The 26881-nt window shown below is 42.9% G+C and carries 23 protein-coding genes; 18 read left to right on the top strand and 5 right to left on the bottom strand.

Annotated elements, in window-relative coordinates:
* Positions 1 to 34 precede the first annotated feature (34 nt).
* Together OGI71_RS01830 and OGI71_RS01835 are read left to right on the top strand one after the other, a co-directional pair.
* The gene (locus tag OGI71_RS01830; RefSeq protein ID WP_282253598.1) at positions 35 to 2758 is read left to right on the top strand and encodes a hypothetical protein; all 2724 of its coding nucleotides are present in this window, start codon (positions 35 to 37) and stop codon (positions 2756 to 2758) included.
* Between the two features lie 70 nt (positions 2759 to 2828).
* Positions 2829 to 3467: a GntR family transcriptional regulator gene (locus tag OGI71_RS01835; protein ID WP_282253599.1), complete on the top strand. Its 639-nt coding sequence runs from the start codon at positions 2829 to 2831 to the stop codon at positions 3465 to 3467.
* 38 nt (positions 3468 to 3505) lie between these two features.
* Here OGI71_RS01835 and OGI71_RS01840 read toward each other — a convergent pair whose 3' ends face one another.
* Positions 3506 to 4303 carry an SMP-30/gluconolactonase/LRE family protein gene (locus OGI71_RS01840; protein ID WP_282253600.1) on the bottom strand — a complete coding sequence of 266 codons (798 nt, stop codon included), beginning with the start codon at positions 4301 to 4303 and terminating at the stop codon, positions 3506 to 3508.
* Positions 4304 to 4462: 159 nt separating this feature from the next.
* Between OGI71_RS01840 and OGI71_RS01845 the strand changes: the two genes are divergently transcribed.
* The 7 genes from OGI71_RS01845 to OGI71_RS01875 all read left to right on the top strand — a co-directional run bounded on the left by OGI71_RS01845 (position 4463) and on the right by OGI71_RS01875 (position 12958).
* Positions 4463 to 5785: an aspartate aminotransferase family protein gene (locus OGI71_RS01845; protein ID WP_282253601.1), complete on the top strand. Its 1323-nt coding sequence runs from the start codon at positions 4463 to 4465 to the stop codon at positions 5783 to 5785.
* 8 nt (positions 5786 to 5793) lie between these two features.
* Complete coding sequence (gene dgoD / locus OGI71_RS01850; RefSeq protein WP_282253602.1) at positions 5794 to 6972, top strand: galactonate dehydratase; 1179 nt, start codon at positions 5794 to 5796, stop codon at positions 6970 to 6972.
* A gap of 12 nt (positions 6973 to 6984) precedes the next feature.
* Positions 6985 to 7755: an SDR family oxidoreductase gene (locus OGI71_RS01855; RefSeq protein ID WP_282253603.1), complete on the top strand. Its 771-nt coding sequence runs from the start codon at positions 6985 to 6987 to the stop codon at positions 7753 to 7755.
* Positions 7756 to 7758: 3 nt separating this feature from the next.
* A complete protein-coding gene (locus OGI71_RS01860; RefSeq protein WP_282253604.1) occupies positions 7759 to 9150 on the top strand; it encodes a hypothetical protein in 1392 nt (463 codons plus the stop codon).
* Positions 9131 to 10696 (top strand): sodium/solute symporter, encoded by a 1566-nt coding sequence (locus OGI71_RS01865; protein ID WP_282253605.1) that lies wholly within the window; start codon positions 9131 to 9133, stop codon positions 10694 to 10696. The genes OGI71_RS01860 and OGI71_RS01865 overlap by 20 nt, the downstream gene beginning before the upstream one ends.
* Positions 10697 to 10761: 65 nt before the next feature.
* Entirely contained in the window at positions 10762 to 11973 is a 1212-nt protein-coding gene (locus OGI71_RS01870; protein ID WP_282253606.1) for an amidohydrolase, read from the top strand.
* Positions 11966 to 12958, top strand: coding sequence for a Gfo/Idh/MocA family oxidoreductase (locus OGI71_RS01875; protein ID WP_282253607.1), 993 nt, complete (start codon positions 11966 to 11968; stop codon positions 12956 to 12958). The genes OGI71_RS01870 and OGI71_RS01875 overlap by 8 nt, the downstream gene beginning before the upstream one ends.
* A gap of 28 nt (positions 12959 to 12986) precedes the next feature.
* Here the strand turns inward: OGI71_RS01875 and OGI71_RS01880 are convergent, their stop codons facing one another.
* From OGI71_RS01880 to OGI71_RS01890, 3 genes are all read right to left on the bottom strand, one after another.
* The gene (locus tag OGI71_RS01880; protein WP_282253608.1) at positions 12987 to 13664 is read right to left on the bottom strand and encodes a YiiX family permuted papain-like enzyme; all 678 of its coding nucleotides are present in this window, start codon (positions 13662 to 13664) and stop codon (positions 12987 to 12989) included.
* A 139-nt stretch (positions 13665 to 13803) separates the two neighbouring features.
* Positions 13804 to 14067 (bottom strand): hypothetical protein, encoded by a 264-nt coding sequence (locus OGI71_RS01885; RefSeq protein ID WP_282253609.1) that lies wholly within the window; start codon positions 14065 to 14067, stop codon positions 13804 to 13806.
* Positions 14060 to 14554 (bottom strand): hypothetical protein, encoded by a 495-nt coding sequence (locus tag OGI71_RS01890; RefSeq protein WP_282253610.1) that lies wholly within the window; start codon positions 14552 to 14554, stop codon positions 14060 to 14062. Before OGI71_RS01890 ends, OGI71_RS01885 begins: the two co-directional genes overlap by 8 nt.
* A gap of 399 nt (positions 14555 to 14953) precedes the next feature.
* Here OGI71_RS01890 and OGI71_RS01895 point away from each other — a divergent pair, with 399 nt between their 5' ends.
* The 9 genes from OGI71_RS01895 (at position 14954) to OGI71_RS01935 (ending at position 26246) form a co-directional block, all read left to right on the top strand.
* Positions 14954 to 15763, top strand: a complete 810-nt coding sequence (locus OGI71_RS01895; protein ID WP_282253611.1) for a phosphoribosyltransferase family protein — start codon at positions 14954 to 14956, stop codon at positions 15761 to 15763.
* Complete coding sequence (locus tag OGI71_RS01900; protein ID WP_282253612.1) at positions 15756 to 17264, top strand: nicotinate phosphoribosyltransferase; 1509 nt, start codon at positions 15756 to 15758, stop codon at positions 17262 to 17264. The genes OGI71_RS01895 and OGI71_RS01900 overlap by 8 nt, the downstream gene beginning before the upstream one ends.
* The gene (gene nadE / locus OGI71_RS01905; RefSeq protein ID WP_282253613.1) at positions 17254 to 18036 is read left to right on the top strand and encodes an NAD(+) synthase; all 783 of its coding nucleotides are present in this window, start codon (positions 17254 to 17256) and stop codon (positions 18034 to 18036) included. The genes OGI71_RS01900 and nadE overlap by 11 nt, the downstream gene beginning before the upstream one ends.
* Positions 18037 to 18099: 63 nt before the next feature.
* The gene (locus tag OGI71_RS01910; protein ID WP_282253614.1) at positions 18100 to 19014 is read left to right on the top strand and encodes a hypothetical protein; all 915 of its coding nucleotides are present in this window, start codon (positions 18100 to 18102) and stop codon (positions 19012 to 19014) included.
* A 4-nt stretch (positions 19015 to 19018) separates the two neighbouring features.
* Positions 19019 to 19723: an NUDIX domain-containing protein gene (locus OGI71_RS01915; protein WP_282253615.1), complete on the top strand. Its 705-nt coding sequence runs from the start codon at positions 19019 to 19021 to the stop codon at positions 19721 to 19723.
* Between the two features lie 176 nt (positions 19724 to 19899).
* Positions 19900 to 20712, top strand: coding sequence for a hypothetical protein (locus OGI71_RS01920; RefSeq protein WP_282253616.1), 813 nt, complete (start codon positions 19900 to 19902; stop codon positions 20710 to 20712).
* A 240-nt stretch (positions 20713 to 20952) separates the two neighbouring features.
* Positions 20953 to 23430 (top strand): tetratricopeptide repeat protein, encoded by a 2478-nt coding sequence (locus OGI71_RS01925; protein ID WP_282253617.1) that lies wholly within the window; start codon positions 20953 to 20955, stop codon positions 23428 to 23430.
* Positions 23431 to 23439: 9 nt separating this feature from the next.
* The gene (locus tag OGI71_RS01930; protein WP_282253618.1) at positions 23440 to 26013 is read left to right on the top strand and encodes an SEL1-like repeat protein; all 2574 of its coding nucleotides are present in this window, start codon (positions 23440 to 23442) and stop codon (positions 26011 to 26013) included.
* 8 nt (positions 26014 to 26021) lie between these two features.
* Positions 26022 to 26246, top strand: a complete 225-nt coding sequence (locus OGI71_RS01935; RefSeq protein ID WP_282253619.1) for a hypothetical protein — start codon at positions 26022 to 26024, stop codon at positions 26244 to 26246.
* Positions 26247 to 26316: 70 nt separating this feature from the next.
* Here the strand turns inward: OGI71_RS01935 and OGI71_RS01940 are convergent, their stop codons facing one another.
* The gene (locus tag OGI71_RS01940; protein WP_282253620.1) at positions 26317 to 26853 is read right to left on the bottom strand and encodes a YfiT family bacillithiol transferase; all 537 of its coding nucleotides are present in this window, start codon (positions 26851 to 26853) and stop codon (positions 26317 to 26319) included.
* Between the last annotated feature and the right edge of the window lie 28 nt (positions 26854 to 26881).

Genomic DNA, 26881 nt, shown 5'->3' on the forward strand with positions numbered 1-26881 from the left:
GCTAAATAGTATTGTATTATTGATAAAGAGTTGGATGAAAGCATATTTTTCGTTGTTTTTGGTGTTGGTGTCAACGTCGGTCTCCCATGCACAGCAAAAAGAGATTTTAGTTGACTTGAGTCGGGGTGACTTAAATAAAAAGACCGTCGTTTATGAACGACCAAAGGGAAGAAGTGAGCGGGGGCTGGTGTTGAAAAACGTTCCCCTTGCAGGTTATCCTGATCGTTTGGCAGATATTGAAGTTGCGGTTAAGGTGCCGCAGGCAGGGTGGTATGTGCTGGAGTCAGATGCCCGGCCCCAGGATCTGGAGCGGTTAAAGCAGAAGGATGAAACGGGCTTACTGACAAAAGTCGCCTATTTTCAGTTGGGTAGACAGCGGGTGACAAAACGTATCGTGTATGATAAACTGAAAGGTGGGCATCAGGAGCTTGGAAAATTTGAGCTCCTGAATACAACGGAAAAATTAAAAATCTGGCTGCCTGCAAATTTAATGTTGCAGGGCTTACGCATCAGGCCCTATGTTCAGCCTGTGGCACCTTTAGAGGCTGTACATTATCAGCCTAAAATTACGCCGCCGCAAGAAAGGCCAAGGTTGTGGGTGAATAAAGAAAGCTTGCCTGTTGTCAGGGCGCGGCTTTTATCTGAAGAGAATGGTCCGGCATGGAATAAAGTGAAAGTCTCGGCTTTGGCTCCCTATACCTTTCCGACCAATGAACATCAGGAAATATTTTACAATGAAGGGCTAGAGCACTTCATTGAGCAGAAAGCTTTTTACTACCTTATGACGCAGGATGAACGAGTTGGCAGGGAAGCTGTGGATCTGGTCTCGCGTTATTTGTCAGTTCTGGAATTTGGGAATGTAACACACGGTGATATTACCCGCGAATTGGGGCGTGCAATCTATACAGGGGCACTGGTCTATGATTGGTGTTATCCACTGATGGATGCCGGTGTTAAAAGTCAGATGCGGAAGGATTTTAAGCGACTGGTCATGGATATGGAGGTGGGCTGGCCGCCATTTTACGGACTGGAAAGTATTATTAACGGCCATGGTAACGAAGCGCAGATCTGCCGGGATATGCTGTCCTGGAGTTTGGCCGTATATGATGAAGATCCTGAGCCCTATAAATATGTTGCTTATAGTGTTCTGGAGCAGCTTGTGCCGATGCGTAAGTTCGAATATCAGTCCCCACGGCACAACCAGGGGGTTGATTATGGTGGTTATCGCTTTGGCTGGGAAATGCATGCTGCCTGGTTGTATTATCGTATGTTGGGTTATCCCGTATTTGATGATAACATCAAGAATATGCCCTATTATTGGTTGTACATGCGTACGCCTGACGGTAAAATGCTGCGCGACGGTGATATGTTTAATGTGAAGTATAATTCCAGTGATGATTTTTATTGGAAAAATCCCCAGACAATGCTGCTGTGTTATGCCTATTCGGGAAATGCGATGATCAAGGCTGAATTTTTGAAACAGGGTGGTTTGCCTGACAATCCGGTGCTGTTTCTGTTGTTAAATGATCCGAAGCTTAAAGCGGATTTCGATCGCTCAAAGCTGCCATTGACCAAAGATTTTGGGGCTGTTTTGGGGTCTATGGTCGCCCGGACGGGATGGAGCGAGGAGAAAACAAGTAAGGAGGTCGTTGCGGAGATAAAAGGTGGTGGTTATCATTTTGGAAACCATCAACATGCGGATGCCGGTGCCTTGCAGATTTATCATCACGGTATTCAGGTGGGGGATCTGGGTTTATATCTTTCTTATGGATCACCTTATGACTTTAATTTTAATAAGCGCTCTGCGGCGCACAGTATGCTGTTGGTTCGCGATCCAGCCGAACCGCTCTTATTCCGGACCAAAACTAATGATGGTGGGACACGCTTTAGTCAGCGCTTTCCGCGTACCGTAGCGGAGGTGCTCGGTGACTCCTGGTACCATACCGGAGAAATCAGGGCTTCGGCGTTTGGTGCGGATCCTATCCAACCTGCTTACAGTTATTTTAATGTGGACCTTACGGCGGCCTATTCGTCCAAAGTAAAGTCGTATGCAAAGAGCTTTCTGTTTTTGAATCTGAAACGGAAAGATGTGCCTGCTGCGATTGTGTTATTGGATGAATTGAACACCAATAACAGCGAATTTCAGCCCTACTGGCAGATTAATACGCTGAATAAACCGGTCGTTAATGAAGCAGGGTTTGTTTTGAATAGTCAGTTTAAAAATGTGGGCGGAACGACCTATGTCGATATGTTTAAGCCTGCGGTGGTCGATCGGGAAGTGAGAGTTTATGCCGGTGATTCCACGGCTTTTGTATTTGGGGACCTGTATCAGGTGAAATCGCCCTGGCCTGAGGCGAGGGGTGCGCGGGTTTTGGTTAGCCCAAAAGCTAAAAGTACGCAGGTGAGTTATGCGGCGGTTTTTCAAATGGCGGAAAGTGCCGAAGCAAAATTACCGGTGAATTACGAGGAAAAGGAAGACTATTACCTGATTCGGATTGCAGATCGTGTGCTCGTTATTGCGAAACCCGATCGGTATCTCGATAAGGCGGTTGAAATCGCTGTTCCTGCGGATCAGGAATACGAAGTGATTGTCGTGGGCTTGAAAGATGGTTTCTGGAATGTGAAAAATCCATCGAAAAATAGTAGCTTTAATATAAATATCCTCAAAGGGAATCATACGACCAGTTGGAAATCTAAGGCAGAACTATTCTATTTGTCACCGGGGAGACAGTATGGTGCCCGTGAAGGGGCGTTTTAGTAAAGGAATATATTGTTTAAATTTTTTAAATGATTTTGTATTCTTATTTTTGTAGAAAATTGTATACAATATGAAAGAGGATTCGCTTGCCAATAAGGTTTATTTGGAAGTCCGCAAGAAGATTTTGTCAAGCCAGCTCGCTGGTGGGGCGCGGTTGGTCGAAAGTGCCTGGGCCGATAAGCTGGCTGTAAGCAGAGTGGCTGTTCGCGAAGCCTTTATGCGTTTGGCGGGAGAGAGTCTGGTGGAATTTGGTGAAAAAGGAGGTTGCTTTGTGAAAAAGATGACCGTCGCGGATGTGCGGGATATCCGTGAACTGCGTGAATTGCTTGAAGTCGGTGCTTTAAAGATTTTATTTTCAAAAAAGAATAAAGAACTGATTGATGATTTGGAATTGATCTGCAATGACTTTTCGGATATGGTCAGCAAAGGGTATTATGGTGGAGCCTGTGAGGCCGATGTGCGCTTTCATGAACGTATTATCGAGGGTACTTGCAATTCCAGGCTAATTGCGATTTATAAAAATAGCAATATTCCTTTATTTCACATGAAATTGGGTGCTATTCTTGGGCAGATGGAGGATTACCTGGATACCGAGCAAGAGCATCGTGCGATTGTGGATGCATTAAAAGCGAATGATTGGAACAAGGCTTATGAGACTTTGGTACATCACCTCGATCGAGGCGAGCAAGAGGCTTTGGAGCTTGTGTAAAGTTCTGCCGGAATATACGAAAGAGAAGGGGATATAGACTATAGTATCCCCTTTTTTGTGTGACTCAATTGAAGCAATTGACCCTTTTCTGCTTCTGTAATAATCAATCCTATCGCTCCCGATGGGTCTAGTGCACAATTGGCTGGGTTTTTTCCTGATGTTTGAATTTTTTTAGTGGCTGTACCACTTTGATCCAGCACTAAGATATGCGATGAGCCATATATGGCAACAAATAAATTGCCTTCCTCATCAAATGCGATCCCATCGGGTCCGATCTGTCCACCTGCAAGTGCAAATTTTTCAATGGAATCCATTTGGCATGATAAGGCATTCCAGTTCATTTTCCAGATCCATTTACTGCCTGTTTCAGCAATATATAATTTGCTGCTGTTGGGGGCAAAGGCTAGTCCGTTCGGGTAGTACATGTTCTGATGGACGGCATGCGCCATACCATTGGTTCGTAGGCAGCAGATATAGCCCGTTTCATCTGTCAATTCGCTTCCCGGACAGGTAAATAACAGGTTTCCTTTGCTGTCAAAACATAAGTCATTGGGCATTTTTAATACTTTGTTGTCCAGCTTATTCAGGATTGTATCGCAGCTGTTGTCAGCAGGATTGTACCTACGTATGCTGTTTTGTAATGCATCGCAGAACCAGATTGTTCCGTCTGGCGCAACGGCAATTCCGTTGGGATGCCCGTCAACCTGTATACGATCGTACTTGTTGTCCCGGTAACGGATTAGGTTGCCGGCTTCTTTTTCTACCAGCCAGATCGCGCCTTGTTGATCAAAGGCGGGGCCTTCCGGAAAGTGTAGACCGTCAATAAGTATATTCATCTGAATTATTTTAAAATTTATTTTAAATGTATACAAAAATATTGTAATTTGGTATACATAAAATAGTGTGTATTTAAATACAAGATTGCTGTATCACGGATTAGATACAAAGCAGTCACCCCAATTATAAAAATAATAAAAGCAAAACTTTTAATAGGCATGCAAGAAAACGAAAGATCAGCCGCGATACTGCGCGAGAATGCAAAATGGATACCAGGAGGTGTGGTATCGTTGAACAGAAAGTCGGATCCCAATATCTGCTTCGTTAAGGGAAATGGTAGCCATGTGGAGGATATCGACGGAAATAGTTATATCGATTATCAGGCTGGATTCGCAGCTTCCTTTCTTGGTCATAATGATCCAGATGTCAATGCTGCGGTATTGAAAACGCTTCAGGAACAGCAGGTGCTGATGGGAGCAGGCCCTACTTTATTGGAAGGGGAGTTTGCTGAACTGTTTTGTGCATCGGTGCCCAATGCCGAGAGCGTGCAGATCACGACAACGGGATCCGAGGCCACTTATCATGCGATCCGGATCGCCCGTGCGGTAACGGGACGCGATCATATCATTGTCATGCAGGGCGGATACAATGGTTGGCATAATGATGTGGCCTGCAATGTAATCAGCCAAAAAGTGGATATCGGATCTTATCAAAGCCCCGGTGAATATCCCTTTGACTCACTGAGCGCCGGGGTTCCCAAAAACCACAGTGATCTGGTACATGTCATCAATTACAATGATCTGGATAGTGTTCGTTATGTGCTGCAGAAGTATTCGGTAGCCTGTATTCTATTAGAACCTATTTTACAGAATATCGGTATCGTTAAACCGCAACCGGGATACCTGGAAGGACTTCGTAAGCTTGCAGATGAGCAAGGGTTCCTATTGATCTTTGATGAGGTAAAGACCGGATTTAGACATGCTTTAGGCGGTTATCAATCCATTTGTGGTGTTCAGCCAGATCTTTCCACCTTTGGAAAGGCGGTGGCGAATGGTTATCCTTTGGGCGTAATAGCGGGAAAGAAAAAGTATATGGATTATTTTGTTGATCCAGATAAAGCTAAGCGGGTCATGATTGCGGGAACATTCAATGCTTTCCCGTTGACAACAGCTGCGGCAATTGCAACATTGAAAAAACTTTCTAGTCCTGAGCACCAAGTCTATAAGCATGTTGAACGTTTGGGCGCACGTTTGGAACAGGGATATCAGGAAATATTTCCTAAATTAGGCATACCATTTTTTGTCGCTCGTCAAGGCTCGGCCTTCTGTACTTACTTTATGGATCATGCGCCGCTTAATTTTCACGATATTCTGGATAATCATGATTTCGAACTGGATATCCGCTACCGCAAAAATCTCATAAAAGAAGGAATCTTTAATTTCCCGGCTGCAATTAAGCAGGGAAGCATTTCCTTTGCGCATACGGAAGATGATATCGACCGGACCTTAGAAGCGACAGCACGTGTAATAAAAACTTTGTAACCCTGACTATGAAAATAACCGCTATCGAAACCTTTGTATGCCATGCGCGCATGCGAAATTGGATTTTTGTTAAAGTTGTAACCGATCAGCCCGGACTTTGGGGCTGGGGTGAGGCGACGTTGGAGTGGCATACACAAAGTGTCGTTGGTGCAATTAAAGATATTTCTCAGCTGTTGGTTGGCGAGGATCCACGCCGCATTGAATATCTATGGCAGATGATGTACCGCCAGCATTTTTGGCATGGGAACGGAATTGTCCGGGGAACGGCAATCAGTGGTATTGATATTGCCCTATGGGATATTTTAGGTAAAATTCATAACGTGCCCTGTCATGAATTGTGGGGTGGTCGTGTACGGGATTATATCCGCTTATATTGTCATTTGGGGGGTGGCCGAATGGAAGATTTTTACGAAACAGCACCGGACGACGCTAAACGTTTTGGCGATCTTGCATTGAAAGCTGTTGATGAGGGTTTTACGGCTTTTAAATCCATGGCTGTTCCGGAAACGATGTCCCTGGAAGGGCTTCGCCCGATTAAATATGCTGAAGCCTGTGTAAAGGCAATGCGTGATGCAGTAGGTGATGATATCGATATTATGGTAGATTGCCATGCACGTCCTAGTCCACGCATGGGCATGCAATTTGCCAAAGCGCTAGAACCTTATGGTCTGTACTTTTTTGAGGAGCCATGCTGGCCCGAAACCATGGAGGATATTGCCCTGATTCAACGGGCAGTAGCGACACCTATCGCTTCCGGCGAACGTCTGATCGGTGTGCATGCTTTTCGGGAGATGCTTGAAAAACGTGCGGTAAGTGTTATTCAGCCTGATATTACACATTGCGGTGGATTATCTGAAGCCCGCAAAATAGCTGCTTTGGCGGATGCTTATCGTGTGTCCATGGCACCTCATAATCCACAGGGACCTGTAAGCACAGCTGCCTCTATCGAGTTGGGCTTCGCAACACCTTCGTACATTATCTGTGAGAGTGTTCACAAAGATGTTGAATGGCGGCAAGATGTCGTCAGTGAAGGATTTACAGTGCAAGAAAAAGGCCGTATTGTCCTCCCCAATACAAGAGCCGGTCTGGGTATTGAAATCAATGAAGAAGAGGTGAAAAAGCATCCGTTCCAACAGGAAATTTTACAGCGTACATTTTACAGAGATGGCAGTGTTGGGGACTGGTAGATTTAAATAGATATGAGAGCAGAATATAAAAACAAAGTGGTTTTGATCAGTGGTGGACTTGGTGATATTGGCAGGGCAATAGCCGAGGCTTTTCTGACGGCGGAGGCAATTGTCTGTATTGCGGATCGTTTTGCACCCGTGCTTGCGAAAGAGCGGTGGCATTCGCTCGATGAATCTCAGACCAACTTATTTTACGATCAGGTCGATGTCTCAGATGCTGATCAGGTGGAGGCTTGGGTTGATCGTATAGAGCGGGAGCTTGGAGCAATAGCGATCTGTATTGCTAATGCGGCCTGTGTCACGATTCAAAACTTTCGGGAGCTCAGCAATGCGGCATGGAAAAATGAAATGGCGGTCAATCTGGACGGTGCTTTTTTTCTGGCCAACGCCTGTGCGAAATCATTTGTTGCTACTGGTGTTCGCGGGAATATTGTCTTTTTGGGTAGTTGGGCAGGGCATGCCGTGCATCAGAACCTGCCTGCATACAGTGTTTCCAAAGCTGGCTTACGGATGCTTTGTCAAGCCATGGCGCTCGAATATGCTGTTGATGGAATCCGTGTCAACGAAATTGCACCCGGTTATGTCAACGCGGGGTTGAGTAAAGTGGTTTGGTCCAAGGATGCCGCGCTTCAAAAAAAGGCTGCCGCGGTAGTACCGCTGGGGGATATCCTCGAAGCGGAGGAAATCGCCAAACAGGTGCTTTGGATATGCTCCGACAATTGCAGACAGATGACGGGGACAAGTATCGTACTGGATGGGGGACTCTCATTAATTAGACCTTAGATCATGGAACAAAAGGATCCAAGAAAAGAAACAACAGGTGGTTTACAGGCCAAAATTGGACTTGCCCAATGCGATATTACACCTACCTTAGGGATCTACTCACGCAATTGGGGGGCTGCTACTGCTGATCGGGCTGTTGGTGTGCACCAACCCTTGCTGATGCATTGTCTCTATATGGCGCCTATTGATTCTCCACCTGCCATTATATTGACAGCCGATCTGGGCTGGTGGAAAAATGCGGAAGACGAACGGACATTGCGTTTTGCATTGCTTGATCATTTCAATCTGACAGCATCACAGCTGGTCTTTACACTTTCACATACGCATGCTGGCCCCAGTATCTGTTCTACGGACATACATCAACCCGGAGGTGAGGCGATTCCACCTTATCTGGAATTCTTAAAAACGCGGGCGATCAGCTGTATCCAGCGGGCAAAGGATGAATTGTTCGAAGGAAGTTTACATTGGAGTTATGGGGTATGTGATCTGGCCTGTAATCGGGATCTGGAACTTAATGGCGAATACCTCATCGGGTTTAATCCTGTAAAAGAAGCTGATCATACCTTATTGCTCGGACGTGTATACGATAACACCGAAAAATTGAAAGCGTTGATCTGCAATTATGCCTGTCATCCGACGAGCTTTGCCTACGAAAATGAACTGCTTTCTCCGGATTTTGTTGGTGAAATGCGGCATACGGTGGAAGCGGTCGTGAAAGTTCCCTGTTTGTTCCTACAGGGCGCATCAGGTGATCTGGCTCCCAAGCGTCAATATGTCAAAGATCCTGCTTTGGTCGAAGCCAATGGTCGACAGTTGGGCTATGCGGTGCTTGCGACGTTGGCTCAGGAGGATCATGCAGCTCAGCGTTGGGCGTTTGACAAAGCGTTAATTTCGGGAGCACCTTTGGCTTGCTGGAGCTTTCAGAAACAGGTGTTACCGACTGAATTCAAACAGCTTGTGCATACCGTACAAGTGCCCTACAAAAACTTACCGAGCCTTGAATCTATTTTCGAGGAGTATGAAAGCTGTTCGGATCGGGTTATGAAAGACCGCCTTTGGCGAAAATACAATACCCGCAAGGCCATTGCCGATCAGCGGGAAGCAAGCATTCCGGTATGGCTCTGGAAAATGGGGGACGCGATTTTGGTGGCTCAGGCCAATGAAGCGTACTCTTGTTACCAGTCAATTATACGGGCTGAATTTCCCAATCATACCATTGTCTTTATCAATATAGCCAACGGTTATGTGGGCTACCTTGCGCCAGCGCAGCTCTATGATAAAGATATCTATGCCGTATGGCAGAGTCCTTACGAGCGGGGTAGCCTCGAGATACTTATTGAACAAACGAAATTAGGGATTCAAATATTATTGACCGATGAAACTAGATTGGATTGATGTCATTATTTTTGCGGTATACATAGTCGGTATCGTCGTATTGGGATTATATGCCTCGAAAAAAAGTTCCTCGTCCAAACGGGACTATTTTTTGGCTGGTGATAAGTTGCCCTGGTGGATGATCGGAGGTAGTATTATTGCCGCAAATATCAGTAGTCATCATCTTGTCGGCGCCATGGGAGCGGCCTATAGCCGTGGGTTTGTGGCCATCACTTTGGAATGGGGTGCCATATTGATCGGTTTTAATGCGCTGCTTTGGATATTTTTGCCTTTCTACATACGCAATGGCTTTTATACAATTCCCGAATATCTTGAAAAAAGATATGGAAATGCTACTCGGGTACTCTATGCGATCTTGATCTTATTTACCTACGTTTTTGTAGAAATCGGTGCAGTGCTTTATCTGGGTGGGCTCTCATTACATGCTTTATTTGGTATTCCCATTCTGTATAGTATTTTTGGGATGGCGATTTTGACGGGCTTGTATACCGTGCTAGGGGGGCTGAAAGCCGTTATCTGGACCGAAATGGTGCAGCTAGTTATCCTGGTGCTCGGCGGTATCGTCCTGACCTTTGCAACCATCAATGCGGCAGGCGGATTTCAGTCCGTCGTGGAATCATCCAAAGACTGGAAGATGTTCTATCCAGCTTCCGATCCCGACTTTCCCTGGACAATGTATCTAGGCGGTTTGCTTTGTATCAGCGTATTCTACTGTGCGACCAATCAATTTATTGTTCAGCGTGTATTGGCCGCAAAAAATGAATGGCATGGCCGTATGGGGGTTATTTTCGGTGATTATCTTAAATTTCTGGTACCGCTGATCATCACAATCCCGGCTTTGGTAGCACCCAAATTTTTACCGCATTTAGATCAGCCGGATCTGTTATTTGCGACGCTCGTGGAAACACTGTTGCCTAAAGGGTTGATCGGTCTGGTCATGGCTGGTCTCATCTCTGCGATTATGTCCCATATTTCTGGTGCTATAAATTCCTGTACAACTATACTCACAGTAGATATTTACAGCCAATACATCAATAAGAACGCCACTGATGATCAAGCGATCCGTTTTGGTAAACGTGCAGGAGTCGTCATTATTGTACTTGGTATTATGAGCGCTGTCATATTGATTAGTTATTCCGACAAACCTGTATTTCTCTACCTGATGAATCTGTATGGTTTATTTACACCGGGTATAGCTACCATGTTTCTGATGGGGGTCTTTTGGAAGCGGACTACGGCACAGGGCGCATTAACGGCTGGCTTATTGACCATTCCACTTTCGTTGCTCTTGGAGTATTTGCTTACTGACATGCCATTTTTTAACAGAACCGGTATTGTGTTCTGGACCTGTATGATCGCCTGTGTACTGGTCAGTCTATGTACACAGGCCGTTCCGGAAGCGCGTTTGAAAAATCTGATATTGACACGCGATTCGTTTCAGATGCCCGAAGGGGATCGAGCTTCTTACCGTGGCTTTCGGAATCCAACCCTCTGGTGGATCATTATTACAGTGATGGTGCTGTATTTTTATGTGCGCTATTTTTAACTTAACTTGTTGAACGATTCCTTATGAAAGTATCGTAATTGAAATATCTTTTTACCAATACATCGATGAAGAATGCTATGTTGAAAGAATTAGACGCTGAAATTGAAGCTATTTTCCCGGAGATTGTTGCGATCCGTCGGCATATCCATCAGCACCCTGAACTGTCTTTTCAGGAATATGAGACGAGCGCATATATCCAAGAGAAGTTGACCCGGCTCGATATTCCGTTTAAAGTTGTTGCCAATACAGGTGTGGTTGCCGTGCTTGAGGGCGAAAAGTCCTTAAGTGAGGATATCGTGGTTTTGAGGGCTGATATTGATGCATTACCTATTCACGAGCAGAATGATGTGCTATACAAGTCCACAAATGAAGGTGTTATGCACGCTTGTGGTCACGATTTTCATACGGCAAATCTATTGGGTGTCGCCACTGTCTTAAAGGGATATAAAACCGAGTTTTCAGGAAAAATTGTGCTCTTGTTTCAGCCTGGGGAAGAAAAGATTCCCGGAGGTGCGATCCAAATCTTGCAGTCTGGTATTTTGGAGTCTTTCGGTGGAAAGATCAAAGCTGTTTTGGGTTTGCACGTCAGTCCACGTGTGCCTTTAGGGAAAATAGGCTTACGCCCGGGGCGCTTTATGGCTTCAAGCGATGAGTTTTATTTTACCATTAAAGGACGTGGCGGCCATGCGGCCGAACCACATCGTGCCGTTGACCCAATTATGATTGCCGCTCAGTTGCTGACTACTTTACAGCAGCTGGTCAGTCGTAAGGCAAACCCTGATATCCCATCTGTATTGACTTTTGGCCGTTTTATCGGCGATGGTGCGGCGAATGTCATTCCCGAAGAGGTCAAGTTGGCTGGTACCTTCCGTACCATGGATGAAACCTGGCGCAAGGAGGCGTTGGAGACCGTTGCAACAATTGCACGTACATTGCCCGAGGCCTTGGGAGCGACAGTAGATGTGGAAGTGCGCCATGGTTATCCTGCATTGAATAATGATCCCAAATTGACCCAGCAAGTAAAAAATATCCTACAAAGGAGCATGGGAAATGAAGTCGTGCAAGATCTAGAAATCTGGATGGCGGCAGAAGATTTTGCTTATTACTCATATCGGTACCCCGCTTTATTTATGTTGGTCGGTACGAATAATGACAGCATCAATACCCAATATGGGCTTCATAATCCGCAGTTCAATCTTGATGAAAAAGCGTTTAAGACGGCGATTTCGGCTTTGGTGAATAGTGCTGTTTCCTTATTGAATGAGTCCAATGGATAGAAAGCATTTCTTACTTTCTTTATTGCCGTTGGGGCTTTCTTTTCAAACAAAGGCGGATTTTTCGAAGGAAGGGCTCAACCTGATGTTACCAAAGACGAAGAAGAAAAAAATCGGTATTATCGGTTTGGACAGTACGCATTCCATTGCTTTTACAAAAGCGATCAATACGGCCAGTGCCGATAGTTTATATGGGCAATTTTCGGTTGTTGCGGCTTATCCTTATGGCAGTAAAACAATCGCGCTTAGCGCGGAGCGTATTCCCAAGATCACGACCGAAATTCAGCAATATGGCGTCTCGGTTGTTTCCAGTATTGCTCAGTTGCTCAAACAAGTGGATTATGTATTTTTGGAGACGAATGATGGAAACCTGCATTTACAACAGGCTCTTGAGGTCCTCGGGGCTCGAAAACCCTTGTTTATCGATAAGCCTATAGCCAATTCGTATACCGATGCCCTAAAAATATTTGAAGCAGCCCGGAAGTGCGGTTGCCCTGTTTTTTCCTCCAGTTCATTACGTTACATTGTCGGCCTGCAGGAGCTTGATAAAAGTAAAGTTGTTGGAGCTGATGTCTATAGTCCCGCTGTCACGGATCCGTCGCACAAGGATCTGTATTGGTACGGAATTCATGCGGTGGAAATGTTGTTTGCTTTAATGGGACCGGACTGTATAACGGTGCGAACGGTACAAGAAAGGGGGACTTCCATGTACATTGGTCAATGGGATGATGGCCGTATTGCCTCGGTTCGCGGTATCCGGGAAGGGAAGGATGATTTTGGTGGCACAGTCTTTCTGAAAGACCAGATTGTTCATCTGGGGCAATTTATGGGTTATGGTCCCTTGCTGGATCGTATACTTCCTTTTTTTCAAACTGGGCAAAGTCCGGTGGATGAGCGGGAAACCTTAGCAATTTGTGCTTTTATTGACGCTGCAGAACAGAGTAAATTGAATGGTGGTACACCCGTTAAATTACAGAAGCTAAACTAGTTCGGCGACGATGTTGTGTAAGGCTTGTTTAGTTGCTCGCTATCGTTGTCAAAAGCTCACTATTGAAAATAGATGCAGGTGAAATTACTGTTTCCTCCAAAGGGATCTGATTGCCGTAACGTTCTTTGAGTTTGCTTTTAACCTCGGCGCTATTGAGATCAAAATCTTTGAGTTTTTCCAGTTTGCCTACTTCAATTCCTGCACCCCGCTGGTAGATTTTCCAGATCAGTTCCGAACAATAAATTCTGTTATCTGACCATTCGAATGTAGCATCGTAGTTTTTATCCAAAAATCCCTCACCGATTCTCTTCATTTTGGCTAAAACTTCTTTCGATAGTACTTTGTCTGCTTCTTTAAGCCGTTTGATGACATAATGTTTGTTTTTTCCTCGAGCGATCCAATCTGACAAGCCTGTTACCGTCACTGGTTGAATAGCCTCCAGTACATAAGGTTTTCCATCCTCGTGAAAAATAAGACCACAGTGAGAGTAAGGAGAACCCGTGGCTAGTTGTACAGCTTTACATTGAGGTGAGATGGATGACTGAAAGATCATATCTCCATCTTTTAAAAGGGGTAGCATCGTGCTACTTTTAACTTTTTTATCTAATGATCCATTTTGAGCTTTCGGTGCGTTAATCTGGAAATAAAATCGCCCGATCAGCAGCGTGCAAATGATTAATAGGACAAATACAGCTATTTTTTTCATGATTGTAATGCTTTAAGATGGCATGATTAAATCTCCAATAAGTGTTTATTCCAACAAGCCGTAAAACGTATCGGCTTAATTTACGGATTTACTTGCCTGGTAATGATTTGATAACGTTATTTAAGCGATTATTAGTATGTTATGACTCCACATTCGTGCCCGGGAACAGGTTGTGCAGATTCAGTGCCATAGCAAGATAGCTGCTATCGTTTACCTTTAGATTATAATGTAAATAGCTATCGTCACTGATCGAATAGGGACTGAACGGTTGCTGTTGGAGTTGATCAGAAGAAGTCGCCCAAGTCTCCTGTGGCAATAGGAGTGCGCTTAGACTAATGAACAAATAGCATACATATGTTGATGCTCGCAAGAGTGATGCTCGAATGAAGTACAACTTATTCATCAACATATTGTGTTAAAATTGCTTCGATCTCATCTATAAGTTTATAGGAGTTTGATTCCAGTAGATCTATTTCTGCTTGAATGACAGGAGTAATCGGCAATTGCATCAGTTTTCGATAAACTTGAATGTCCAGATCAATATTCTTGAGTTTGAGTTGAAGCAAATATTGCCCTTTTTCGGTTTGTAAGCATAGTTGGTTGAACGCCTGTTTCAACCTCTCTAGTTCGGCAATTGTTCTGCTATGGTCATTTTCTCCTGCTAGACCGTAATTGGGGTATTTTTCATCCAATTGATTGAACGCATCAAGATATTCCTGTTCCGATAAGGAATGAATATTCATGTAAAGCAGGTTATAGGCATATAAAGCTTCCTGATTTTCCTCACTGACCGGAACGTCCTGATAATCTTCGACCAACTGCGTGATGTCTTGATATTCAGTTTGTAAAATAGCATCAATATCCTTATTGATTAAATTTGCTTTGTTCATGCGAATATTCTGTTCTTTTGGCAGCCAACGATTGTGATTAATTCGCTTGACTGTTTTTCTTAAGGACAAAGATCCGGTTTTCAGCGAAAGATACTATCCCTATATTCAGCTAATTTTATACGGCCTCTTGGTCGTTTTGTGTTTCTTATTTTCAAGTGGATTTTTAAGTTTGTTTGCTTATGTTTAGGTGCCACAGCAGGTAAAACTGTGATTTTTTATTGCATGTCACTAATAAATAAGGTGTTTTTAGTTAAAGTTATTATGTTGGTATTTAGGTGTTTGTGTTTTTATTTTGATTAATTGAGTAAAAAATACTCAATGAATTTTGTTAAAGTGAAAATAATACACATATTTGTTGAGTAAAAAGTACTCAATAAGAATGGTTGTAAAAAAAGAAAAATGATTATATTAAATAAACATCAGCTCATCACCGAACAGTTTCCGAATGGGGAAACGAAAGTGAAGGATTTCGATCAGTTGATCAAAGCGGATAATCTGCTAGAATTTACCTATCAGGAAGATGGCGATTTGATCCGTTTGTTTTTTGTCAAGAAGCGACTTGAGGAAGAAGGGGCGAGTTGTAAATTGTGGATTCGTTATATGCCCTATAGTCGTATGGATCGTAAAATTGAGGGCGACCTGTTTACCCTAAAATATGTCGCTGCATTTATCAATAGTTTACAGTTTGATAAAGTATATGTTGTAGAGCCACATTCCGAAACAACCCTCATATTACTAGAAAATAGTGTAGCGATTTATCCTGCGCTAGATTGGTTGCCGAAACTGATGGAAAAACTAGAATTTTCAGATAATGACCGAATTGTATTTCCGGATAAAGGGGCGGCAGCACGCTATTTAAATAGTGGTTATCAAGATGCCTGTGTCTTTGAAAAGCAACGCAATCCACAAACGGGACGTATCGAAGCGATGGAATTAAAAGCGGGCAATATCGCAAAAGGTGCCAAATGCATTATTGTCGATGATTTATGTTCTGCAGGCGGAACATTTCTCTGGGCGGGAAAAATTCTAAAGGAGATGGGGGCAAGTGAAATCTACCTGTTGGTGACACATTGTGAGCCAAGGATTTTCAAAGGTACTTTGTTGGAGGAAGATTCACCGATCGACCTTGTTTTCACCACAGATTCTATGATGAACACAGCGCATCCGAAATTAAATTATATCAACTTAACAACTGAAAGCTATGTTTAGAGCAATGAGCAAAAATCCGATTCTCTGGACGGACGGTTACAAATTGTGTCACAAGGATCAATATCCGGCACATACAGAATGGGTATACGAGACCTGGACTCCCCGGATGTCCCGGATTGCAGGAATAAGCCATGTTGCCTTCTTTGGATTGCAGGGTGCTCTGGTGGAGATCAGTAATTCTTTCGATGAATATTTTTTTACCCAACCTGAAGATGCAGTTGTCGCGCAGTATGAAGAAGCCATTCGTGAAGTATTCGCGGTGACAAATAGCAATTTTGCCAGCACACATCAGTCACAACATATACGCAATTTACATCGTTTGGGTTATCTTCCGATTAAGGTGAAAGCCTTGAAAGAGGGGAGTCTTGTGCCAATAGGGGTACCTATGTTTACGATCGAGAATACCCATCCAGATTTCTTCTGGTTGCCAGGTTATCTTGAAACGCAACTCTCCGCTTATATTTGGTCACCAATGACCGCCGCGACTATCGCCGATCAATACAAGAGATTGTTGACAGGTTTTGCTGAAAAAACGGGCGATGTCAATAAAGTATTCACCCAAGCTGGAGACTTCTCTATGCGCGGTATGGGATCGCCTGAAACGGCTTATCGCACTGCCGGCGGGCATTTACTAAGCTTCGGCGTTTCCGCAACACTCTCAGTTCGGGAATACCTAAAGACCTATTACTACGCCACAGGTGATGTCATGATGTACACGCCTTCAACAGAGCATAGTGTGATGTGTTCTTACGGTGAACAGGAGGTTGAAGCTTTTCGGCATTTGATTACAGAGGTTTATCCCAGCGGAAACATTTCTATTGTGTCCGATACCTATGACCTATGGCATGTTGTGGATCATGTATTGCCACAACTGAAAGATTTGATCATGAGACGGGAAGGTAAAGTTGTCATTCGGCCGGATAGTGGCGATCCTGTTAAGATTATTTGTGGTGATCCGGAGGCTGACCAGGAAACAGTTCAAAAAGGGATTGTCGAACGTTTATTTGAACTCTTTGGCGGGACGGTCAATGCGAAAGGCTTCAAAGAACTTGATCCACATATTGGCGTTGTGTATGGCGATTCCATCACCGTGGAACGGGCAACTAAGATCTGTGAAGGTTTGATGGCGAAAGGTTTTGCCTCGACCAACACAATACTTGGAATAGGATCCTATACCTATCAGTATGTTACAAGAGATACCTTTGGCTTCGCTTTAAAGGGAACGGCCGAAATTGTTGACGGTCAGTTTAAAGCTATTCAAAAAAGACCGGCCACAGACACCGGTAATTTTAAAAAATCCCAAAAGGGCATGGTTGCCGTTGTATTTGAGAACAATGATTTTCGCTTGATAGACGATCTCAATCCAACGACCATCGAACAATTGAATGATAGCAATTTGCTCAAAGAATGTTTTGTGGATGGGACCTTTCTCAGCACGGCTAGTTTTAAGGAAATAAGAAATAGATTACAAACAGAATCAATAAGAGTATATGGAAAATAACCTTAGAAAACCGTTTTTCATCAATGATGAAAACGTTGAACAGTATGCACAACAAATGGCATCATGGATTGCGGGACAAGTGAATGCAGCAAATCGTCAAGGTTTGGTGCTTGGTATGAGCGGCGGGATTGACTGTAGCGTGGTTGCTTGCCTATGCCATTTAGCGAAAGTAGATGTCCATTTAGTCATGATGCCCTATGGTAGCGATATGAACAATAGCAAGAGTCATGCACATGGGATGGAGCTTATTGAAAAATTTGATTTCCCGTACCATATCTTTGATATCAAGCCAGCGGTGGATGCGTTGACCATCAATAACGAAGCCTATATTGCAGCTTCAAGCGAATCCAACCGTGTCCTGAGTTTAGCCAATATCCGGCCCCGGGTCCGCATGACTTACCTCTATCAATTTGCACAATTGGGAAGCCGTTTTGTGATCGGTACCGGCAATATGGCCGAAGCGACCGTAGGTTACTTTACCAAATGGGGAGATGGCGCTTATGATCTTAATCCCTTGGCCATGGTGACCAAGCAGGAAGTATATACACTGGCAAAATACCTAGGTGTCCCCGAATCCATTCAATATAAGAGTCCTTCAGCAGGTCTATGGGAAGGACAGACAGATGAAGAAGAATTGGGCATGAGCTATGCACAGATTGACGGATTTATTCTGACCGGAACATCCGGCGATTCAACGATAGATGAACTGATCCGTAGACGTCAACAACAGTCTGCTCATAAGTTTGCTGCGATTCCAACTTTCAAAGGCTAGTAAAAAGTAGAGCTGATAGGAAAAGGTTAGGTTTAGGACACATACAATACATAATTATTGAAGATGAAAACAAGATATGAACAGATCGTTGATGTAAGAGAGATCGCATCCGAAAAAAGGGATCATATTCCGTCCATACTGTCATTGGCAGGGCAGGAGCAAATCCTGCCTGTTGCATCGGATAAAAAGCGGACGCTGCTTTTGGCGATTGATGTACAAAACGATTTTATGGAATCCATTGGCAGTCTACCAGTAGCTGGTTCGCGTGCTGATGTACAACGGCTGACCCAATGGATATACAACAATATGGCTTCTTTGACGCAGGTCATGTGCAGCCTTGACTGTCATTCACTGCTGCAGATTTTCCATGCAGACTGGTGGGTGGATAAGCAAGGAAATCAGCCCAAACCTTTTACGGTCATCCGCCACGAGGATCTTATGGCTGGAACCTGGACTGTCGCTAATGCGGACACAGCTGAACAATCTCTAGCTTATCTGAAAAATTTAGAGGCCGAAGGGAAAAAAGAGCTTTGCATCTGGCCCTATCATTGTTTAGAGGGCAGCTCGGGGGCGCAATTGGAAAGTCAATTTACCAATATGCTCTATTTTCACAGCGCTGTACGTCAAGTCAAACCCATATTGGTCTATAAAGGACAGGATCCCTACACTGAAATGTACGGTATCATTAAAGCTGAATACGACGACAATAAATTTGTCAATCATGCCGTGCTCGAGGCTATACAGGCCTACGATGCCATTTATATTGCCGGACAGGCATCAAGTCACTGTGTATTGGCATCTGCAATGCAGATAGTGGAATATTTTGCGGAGGATAAAACGATTACGTCCCGCATTATCCTACTGATCGACTGTATGTCACCTATTGCTGGTTTCGAAGAGTCTACACTGCAGGCTTTTGAATCACTGCGTGAAAAATACGGCATACAGATCAAAAAGTCCACAGATGTAATTTTATAACAAGATGGTCAGTACTCCAAAAACATATAACTACGAATACCCCAGGCCCGCAGTTACAGTCGATTGTGTGATCTTTGGTTTTGAAAAAAATCAGCTTAAACTGTTATTAACCAAACGGGCGATAGAACCTTACTTAGGGAAATGGGCATTTCCCGGGGGCTTTATTCAGGAGGATGAAACTGCGGATGAATGTGCACTACGTAAACTGTCCGAAGAAGCTGGGCTCGGGGATATCTTTCTTGAGCAGCTCTATACCTTTTCGGATTTATACCGTGATCCCCGGGGCCGAGTCATCAGTATTGCCTATTATGCCTTAGTTAAACCTAACGAATATATCCTGGAGGCCGGACTTGATATCGATGCGGTGCAATGGTTTAGTTTGGAGGAGGTAGCTGATTTGGCTTTCGATCATCAACAGATCTTATCTGTTGCGGTCGAACGCTTGAAAGGTAAAATCCGTTACCAGCCCCTCGGATTTGAACTGCTGCCACCACAGTTTACCTTGCCTGACCTGCACAAATTGTATGAAACAATTCTGCAGCGTTCGATAGATCGTGGTAATTTTCGCAAAAAGATACTGAGCATGGATCTGTTGATCGACCATAGCGACATGCAAAAGGATAGACATGCCAGAGCAGCAAAAATCTATAGTTTTGATAAAGAAAAATACGAAGAACTCAAAGAAACAGGATTTTACTTCGAAATATGACAATCTACCTTATCCATCAGACTCATGAAACAACATGGGCCTTTATCAATTTCAATATTTAGAGTTTACAAGTCGAATATCGATTGTCACAGCGCTTAAATTGACTTACCTTTCCTATTATGTGACTGAAATACGATATTAGATTGAAATATCTTAATAGTGAATTATCTGTTAATATGAATAAAGTACTTTATTGCGCTGGTCTTGTTTTGTCACTATGTATGGCATGTCAACAAAACAAGGTGAAAAATCCTGTTTCTTCTCCAATAAAGGAGGTTATAGTAAGCGAAAAGCCAACCGTCGATTCGCTTGTCTTTCAGGATAAAATGATCAGAATTTATAAGATAGATTCCATCAGCTTTTTTAAGGAACAGCAACAGGCCGATTATAGGAGAGATACCATCACTTCAATCAGCGATGTAAAAGTTGCGAGAAAATTATTGCAAGGCCGTGTCGTATTTGGAGACTATATTCCAGGTAAGGACATGGAAATTGATACACTCGTGGATGGAAATCTAATTGCTCAGGTACGACTTAATGATGGTCGCTTACTAACGGCGGGAAAAACAGAAGGTGCCATTGATCTGTTGGAGAATATGTTTGTAAAATATTTTCCATCTGAAGAGATTTTGTTGTTGGAAGGAGGGCATACAACAGATCAGGCACTTGATTTGCGCCAGGGGAAATGGGATGTTGAAGAAATCGGTAATTTAGACTATGTCTATTTCTCTAAGCATAAGAAATATAGATTGAATGGCATGTTTAACGGACAGGAATGTTCCAGTTACTTTTTGCAAAAAAAGGAAAATGAGGTCTATCTGACCTATGCACAGATTCCCTTAGACTGGAACGATAACTTTGAACTATGTACCCTAAAAGAAATCTTTTGGAAAGGAGATCAGCAGATATACTTTCGAAATTTTTTCTATGGAGCACCGCATGATAAGCGAGCGGGTTTCTATAGACTGGATATTATTTCCGAAAATTGATGTCATCAATAGGAATGCATCGAATCGCAAATTGCTTTTCTTGGTAAGATGCCCCTGCAAGTAGGATACACAAGGGCATCATAAAACCCAAACCAAATTCGAAAAAGGAAAAATCCCTGTTTTCCGCTAAGCAGAATATTTAATAATAGCTGTATTTTTACTGCATCAGGTACAGTGCTTGCCGTTGTCATCGGATTGAGGTAAGCACGATCTATTTTAAGACTATCGAGCAATAAGGTTATGGCGCATCGCATTTATATATATAACGTAAATCCTAAAACAAAAGAAACATTTGAAGCACATCTGGCCGAATGGAATTATGAAATTCCTGCCCTGATGTTCCCGCTATTTTCTTCGGGTATCCGTTCCCAAGGAACACAGCTCTATGCCAATAAGGAGGACGGTATTGCACGGTTACGGTATTTTTATGCGCTGCTTGCTGATGTTTATCAATTGCATTACAAAAAGAAGTATGCTGAACCGGTCAACAAGATGTTTGAATTTCTGGAAAGTTTGCCATTCGATACCTTTCAAATCGATGGACGGGATGTCTTCAATATGAATGTAGAAAAACATACAGAACAGGCAAGTGACTGGGTTGATGAGATCAGGACGACGGGAGCATTATATACACAGGCCTTTGAGAAGCAGAGTTTGGATCCTCTTCAGAAGATCTTGCAATTATCAGGCTATGACACTTTTCTGGAAATGCTCGAGACAGACTGGATTAACTATGGTTTGGGCTTGTGGGAAGAACATGCTTTTAAGCAGGAGGGAACCGAAGTCTTTGAAGAAAATGGAAAACAAGGATTAAAGGATGCTCTTGGAAATATTCTGGTCGCTGCGAAATATGATGAGATATTTGAGTTCAATGAAGCGGGGATTGCTGTGGTTGAACTGGATCATCTATTTGGGTACATCAATGAGCGGGGAGAGGAGATCGTATCCTGTCAATACGTTGAGGCATTTGACGCGCGTGTTATCGATGATGTTAATTATGCTGAGGTTGAAATAGAAGGGAAACGTGGTGTATTGAATATTGCAAATAAACAACTTTCATTACCTGCTGTCTATGATGATTTGGACTGGTTTGCCCAGGTTTTTTTGAATGCAAAACAAGGAGATAACTATTTTCTTTTTGCTGCTGATGGAACACAGGTTATTACCGAATCGGCGGATGAACCTTTTGGATACGATTACAGTAAGCTTTTTTATAAGCGGCAAAAAGGTACCATGAAGCGGAAATACTTTCGTATGGATGGTCACTATTTGGGCAGTTTTCTGGAAGATAGCCTACAAGCTCTTCCCAACGCCTATTTTTGGATCAAACCCAATAAGTTGCAGCGAAAGATTTCAATCATCAAACCTAATGGCACTGTGCTTGATGAAGAGATTGATCGTATCATCGTCCTGGATGATTATCGCAGTATCGCTTACCTGAAAAATAAACAATGGCAGATTTACTCACTCGCGTATGATCTATTCCGTTTAGTCGATCGATCTATTGATAAAATCTTGGTCGATAGCATTAAAAACTTTCGAAAAGATGTCTTTGTTGTCGCCTGTGCCAAAGGGCAGGGGATATATGAAGCCTATCTTGATCAATGGCTACTCGAACCTGATCCGGCTTATCTAAAAATCGAATATTGCTATATGGACTTTATGCGTATCCAGCAATCCGAAGGAATGCGCTATTTTGATACAAAAGTAAATTTCTGTAGCGAACTTTACGATTATGTCAGTGCGCCGATTCATGATCCACATCCGGAACGAAGCGAAGGTGAATTCTTACTCTTATTTAAAGGAGAAAGGCTGTTTTATGTAGATCTAAAACGAAATGTCGCTGAATTTCCTGAAACAGCATTTGGCCGTTTGTATGCCGAAAAATATAATTTGCAGGGAGCAGACCAGAGCTACTTTGTACAATTTTATCAAGCATGGACAAAACGAAAGGGGGCGGGCTACGAATCTTATCTTGATAACGAGACGCTATACGAAAAAGCGCGGAAACTAAATTGGGCCGGTAAAATAACAGAGGCTATACCTTTGTTGACTATCGGTGCCTCCCGAGGTAGCGCTGACTGCCAATACCTTCTTGGCAATATCTATTGTGATACAGATCATGAAGACTTTCTGGATATTCCTAAAGCGATCGGCTTCTACAAGCAGGCTATAGCACAGGATCATGCGCAAGCTTGGACGAACTTAGGGTTCATATATGCTACGGGCCTCGGCCTGCCCCCTGATATTCCCAAAGCCTTGGAAGCCTATCAAAAAGCCGCGGCATTGGGAGAATCACAGGCGATGAGCAATCTTGGCAATTGGTATTATGAAGGGGAACATCTGGAACAGGATTTTGTGCAGGCCTTACACTATTTTAAACAGGCTGAAAAAGACGGTATCAATAACGATGCGCAGGTAGCCGAAATTTATTACCAACAGAAAGATTACGCCAATTTATTACGCTATCTTAAAAAGGATAAAGACGGACAATATGCCGCGATTTATTATGGTATTTTGTATGAAGAAGGTTGGGGCGTAAAACAGAGTATGGTGAAGGCACTGCGTTACTATGAACAAGCTAACGAAAACGCTGCCTATGCTTATGCCGTCAATCGTCTCTTGTATTACTATAAAAATGGAACGTTTGCAGATTCCGCTAAATACAACTTTTGGTTGGATTTTGCCAAAAACAATGCAGTTGATATTGAAGAATAAAAAAAGAATATGGCACATCGAATTTATATTTATAACACAGATAAAAAAGATCAGGAGTATTTCCATGCTTATTTGGGTGAATGGAACTATGTTATTCCAGATTTGTTGCTGCCCTTGTTTGCCGCAAATCCAAAAGCGAAAGGTACCTTGGTATATGCTGAAAAAGAAGCGGGTATTTTAAAATTAAGGAAATTCTACGATCTGCTTATGCAGGAGTATAACTTGATATCCAATGCTGCTGTCCTGTTGACTATCGAAAAAATGTTCGATTTTCTGCATGGACTTCCATTTGAATACTTCCAGATCAATGCGCGTGATGTTTTTAATATGTCTGAGGTTAAACATAGCCAACAAGCAAAGGATTTTGCATTTGAAATTCATGAGAAGAACCTGTATTACGAAAAAGCAATAGAGAGGCATTCGTTATCAGAGCTTTATCCTATTTTGAGCCGCTCAGGTTATGATTCCTTTTTAGCGATGTTACAAGCTGAGTGGAGCAACTATGGATTGGGCTGGTGGAATAGGGAGGCGATTGATAGCCTTGATAACCAGTTTTTTGAAGAAAACGGATGTTGGGGGATCCGGAATGCGAAGGGTGAGGTGAAAGTCGAACCCTGCTATGACGAGATCGGAGACTTTGATTATAATGGCTTTGCAGTTGTTGAGAAAGAAGGCTTGTTTGGCTATATAAATAGAAAGGGCGAAGAGACCATCCCTTGTATGTATGCCTCTGCAGAGCCTGTACAGAGCGGCCGTGGTAAGATTGTAGGAAAAGTGAGTTTAGCGGGCAAATATGGCTTGGTGGACGTGGAGACTGGAGCTACAATTATTCCCTTGAACTATGCGGTTTTGGACGATTTTGCTTATGGATTCTACCAGGGACAGCAGGATGGAAAATATGACATTATCGATGCTGAAGGTAAGGGCTTGAATACGACGGGTTCTGATGAGCCTTTTGAAATAGACTACGAGGGCTTTATTTATCAACCAATAGCGAACAGCAAACTACGTAAATATTATTCCAATCAGGGTGTTCTATTGGGCGAATATCCAGAAGGAGTTTTGAACGAATTGTTGTTTGATTTTTATGCGGTTAATTTAAACAATAAAAAAAAGAAATCAGTCCACGCAGCAGACGGTTCCCTTTTGGTAAAAGATGTGGCTGTGCTAAATGCCATGAATGGGCTCAGTGCATTGTATTACCTTACAGCGGGCAAATATTTTCTGTATGACCTCGCCAGTCGGGATTTTCTTCTGCAAGATCTGACGATTAAATCTATACAAGGAGGTGCAGATTTTGGTAATGGTGCCTATAATTGTTATATCATTGAAACCGAATCGGAAAGAGGAATCTATCACACAGACACTAAAAGCTGGCTGCTTCCATTGTCAGCACATTATGCCACAATCAGCTATGCGCTGATGGACTATTTTATCCTGCAAGATCAGGTGGGCGGGTATTATTACTACGATACTGATAGCAAAGAACTAAGTGAATCCTTCGATTTTATCTGTGGTAGTGTAAGACATTATCAAGATCTAATGATGTTGCGCGGCGACAGACTGTTCAATAAAGGATATGAAGGATTGGAAGAGGTGCCCCAAGATCAGTATGGATATTATATCAAGGTATTGGACAAGCTGGAAGGAAAGGAACTTGAGGTTTTTGACCATTTTTTCACCAAGTGGAAATCGGATCGGGGCTTAGATTTTGAATCTGCCTATGATAGTTATACATTGTATCACATGGCCATGGATTGCTGTAGAAATGGAGACGTCGAAAATGCTATCCGTTACTTTACATTTTCAGCTGATCAGGACAATGAAAGCAGTATGTATGAACTTGGTAATATCTATACGGATACCGATAATGAAAATAAGCGTTTTCTGGACCTGAAAAAAGGAATTGCATACTATGAGCGGTCCGCCGGAAAGGGGTATGCAGCTTCTTGGAATAGCATTGGTTATCTTTACCAGCATGGAATAGGCTATACATCGGATCTGAAAAAAGCTTTTGAGGCCTATACCAAAGCGGCTGATCTTGGGGATGGCTATGCATTATCCAATCTGGGTTATTTCTATTTTAGTGGGACCTATGTGGAAGAAGATCTTGAAAAAGCATTGGATTACTACAAAAAAGCGGAATTGAAACTGGTTGAAAATAATCGCAATATTGCCTCGATTTATTATAGTTTAGATGACTATGACCGTCTACTTGTTTATCTGAAGAAAGATAAAGCGGATAGCTATTCCAATATTTATTACGGTTTGATGTATGATGCGGGTTTAAAATTTAAAAAGGACAGTAAAAAAGCCATTCATTATTTTGAGCGGGCAAATCATTATAGTGTCTATGAGTCTGCTACAGAAAGCTTATTGGGTTACTATAAAAATGATCCCAATTTTATGGATCAGGAAAAACACGCCTATTGGTCGGACTTTGCCCGACAACACGAATTGGATATTGAACCCGAATTGTTGATTTGGGCGGACGAGAAAAGTGGAGGAGTAGATGCACAGGACGAACCTAAAGGAAATAGTAGTTCATCATTTTTTAGTAAACTGTTTAAAAAGAAAAAATAATCTGCACGATGTTATCTTCTGCGAATTTAGATTTCACAGGTATGCTGATCGACCTAGCCTTTATGCTTTTTTTTGGCGTAGGTTTAGGTTATTCCCTGATCGTGGGGATTATCCATATCATCCAGAAAAAGACCCAAACGTTTGGTTATTATCTACAGACATTTTTGATTTCGGGGATTATAGGTCTTGCTTTGGGAGTCTTAATCATTATGATGTGGGCACTATCGTTGTAGTTTCGATATAACTTGTTTCAGGAGCAGGGGTATTGGATATACCCTTGCTCCTGAAAATAGGACTTTATCGTTAGACCGATCTATTTTTTGCGTTGACAATATGCATCAAATGGTGATTACAATGCCAGGCATATAGACCTATATTTATTTTAAGGGAAATATACCGTTTGGTAACCGGATGAATAAAGGCTCGTTCAAGTTGCTCGTCACTCAGGCTCTTGAGCAGGATTTCCCAGCGTTGATGCAATCCTTCTAATAGTTTAAGAGAGCTTTCAATTGGATTGTGTTTTGCATCTGGAAGTTCGGCCCAAAGGTTTTCTTCATAGAGTTTTATCGTTGGGTCATCTTCTGTCAGGGCTAACTTAAAACGGACAAAACTATTCATGTGGCTATCAGCACAGTGATGCACCACCTGTCTGATGGTCCAGCCGTCTGGACGATATCGTTTCTCCAAAGCGATATCTGGCAGGTCGCTGACTTCCGATGTGAGTCGTGCGGGGAAATCTGCGATTGTTTTTATCCAATCATTCAGTAATTGCTTGTCAATATGATCTGGTACGGCAAAGCGACCTATGGGATACCGAAGTTTTTCTAATTCATGTTGCATGGTTTAAATTTAGCGAAAATTGCTTCAA

This window comes from Sphingobacterium sp. ML3W (assembly GCF_029542085.1).
In the GTDB taxonomy this organism is placed as follows: Bacteria; Bacteroidota; Bacteroidia; order Sphingobacteriales; family Sphingobacteriaceae; genus Sphingobacterium.

Bases quoted from the DNA above. Each gene is read 5' to 3' on its own strand.
- OGI71_RS01830 (WP_282253598.1), top strand. From the start codon at position 35: ATGAAAGCATATTTTTCGTTGTTTTTGGTGTTGGTGTCAACGTCGGTC.
- OGI71_RS01835 (WP_282253599.1), top strand. From the start codon at position 2,829: ATGAAAGAGGATTCGCTTGCCAATAAGGTTTATTTGGAAGTCCGCAAG.
- OGI71_RS01840 (WP_282253600.1), bottom strand. From the start codon at position 4,303: ATGAATATACTTATTGACGGTCTACACTTTCCGGAAGGCCCCGCCTTT.
- OGI71_RS01845 (WP_282253601.1), top strand. From the start codon at position 4,463: ATGCAAGAAAACGAAAGATCAGCCGCGATACTGCGCGAGAATGCAAAA.
- dgoD (WP_282253602.1), top strand. From the start codon at position 5,794: ATGAAAATAACCGCTATCGAAACCTTTGTATGCCATGCGCGCATGCGA.
- OGI71_RS01855 (WP_282253603.1), top strand. From the start codon at position 6,985: ATGAGAGCAGAATATAAAAACAAAGTGGTTTTGATCAGTGGTGGACTT.
- OGI71_RS01860 (WP_282253604.1), top strand. From the start codon at position 7,759: ATGGAACAAAAGGATCCAAGAAAAGAAACAACAGGTGGTTTACAGGCC.
- OGI71_RS01865 (WP_282253605.1), top strand. From the start codon at position 9,131: ATGAAACTAGATTGGATTGATGTCATTATTTTTGCGGTATACATAGTC.
- OGI71_RS01870 (WP_282253606.1), top strand. From the start codon at position 10,762: ATGAAGAATGCTATGTTGAAAGAATTAGACGCTGAAATTGAAGCTATT.
- OGI71_RS01875 (WP_282253607.1), top strand. From the start codon at position 11,966: ATGGATAGAAAGCATTTCTTACTTTCTTTATTGCCGTTGGGGCTTTCT.
- OGI71_RS01880 (WP_282253608.1), bottom strand. From the start codon at position 13,664: ATGAAAAAAATAGCTGTATTTGTCCTATTAATCATTTGCACGCTGCTG.
- OGI71_RS01885 (WP_282253609.1), bottom strand. From the start codon at position 14,067: ATGAATAAGTTGTACTTCATTCGAGCATCACTCTTGCGAGCATCAACA.
- OGI71_RS01890 (WP_282253610.1), bottom strand. From the start codon at position 14,554: ATGAACAAAGCAAATTTAATCAATAAGGATATTGATGCTATTTTACAA.
- OGI71_RS01895 (WP_282253611.1), top strand. From the start codon at position 14,954: ATGATTATATTAAATAAACATCAGCTCATCACCGAACAGTTTCCGAAT.
- OGI71_RS01900 (WP_282253612.1), top strand. From the start codon at position 15,756: ATGTTTAGAGCAATGAGCAAAAATCCGATTCTCTGGACGGACGGTTAC.
- nadE (WP_282253613.1), top strand. From the start codon at position 17,254: ATGGAAAATAACCTTAGAAAACCGTTTTTCATCAATGATGAAAACGTT.
- OGI71_RS01910 (WP_282253614.1), top strand. From the start codon at position 18,100: ATGAAAACAAGATATGAACAGATCGTTGATGTAAGAGAGATCGCATCC.
- OGI71_RS01915 (WP_282253615.1), top strand. From the start codon at position 19,019: ATGGTCAGTACTCCAAAAACATATAACTACGAATACCCCAGGCCCGCA.
- OGI71_RS01920 (WP_282253616.1), top strand. From the start codon at position 19,900: ATGAATAAAGTACTTTATTGCGCTGGTCTTGTTTTGTCACTATGTATG.
- OGI71_RS01925 (WP_282253617.1), top strand. From the start codon at position 20,953: ATGGCGCATCGCATTTATATATATAACGTAAATCCTAAAACAAAAGAA.
- OGI71_RS01930 (WP_282253618.1), top strand. From the start codon at position 23,440: ATGGCACATCGAATTTATATTTATAACACAGATAAAAAAGATCAGGAG.
- OGI71_RS01935 (WP_282253619.1), top strand. From the start codon at position 26,022: ATGTTATCTTCTGCGAATTTAGATTTCACAGGTATGCTGATCGACCTA.
- OGI71_RS01940 (WP_282253620.1), bottom strand. From the start codon at position 26,853: ATGCAACATGAATTAGAAAAACTTCGGTATCCCATAGGTCGCTTTGCC.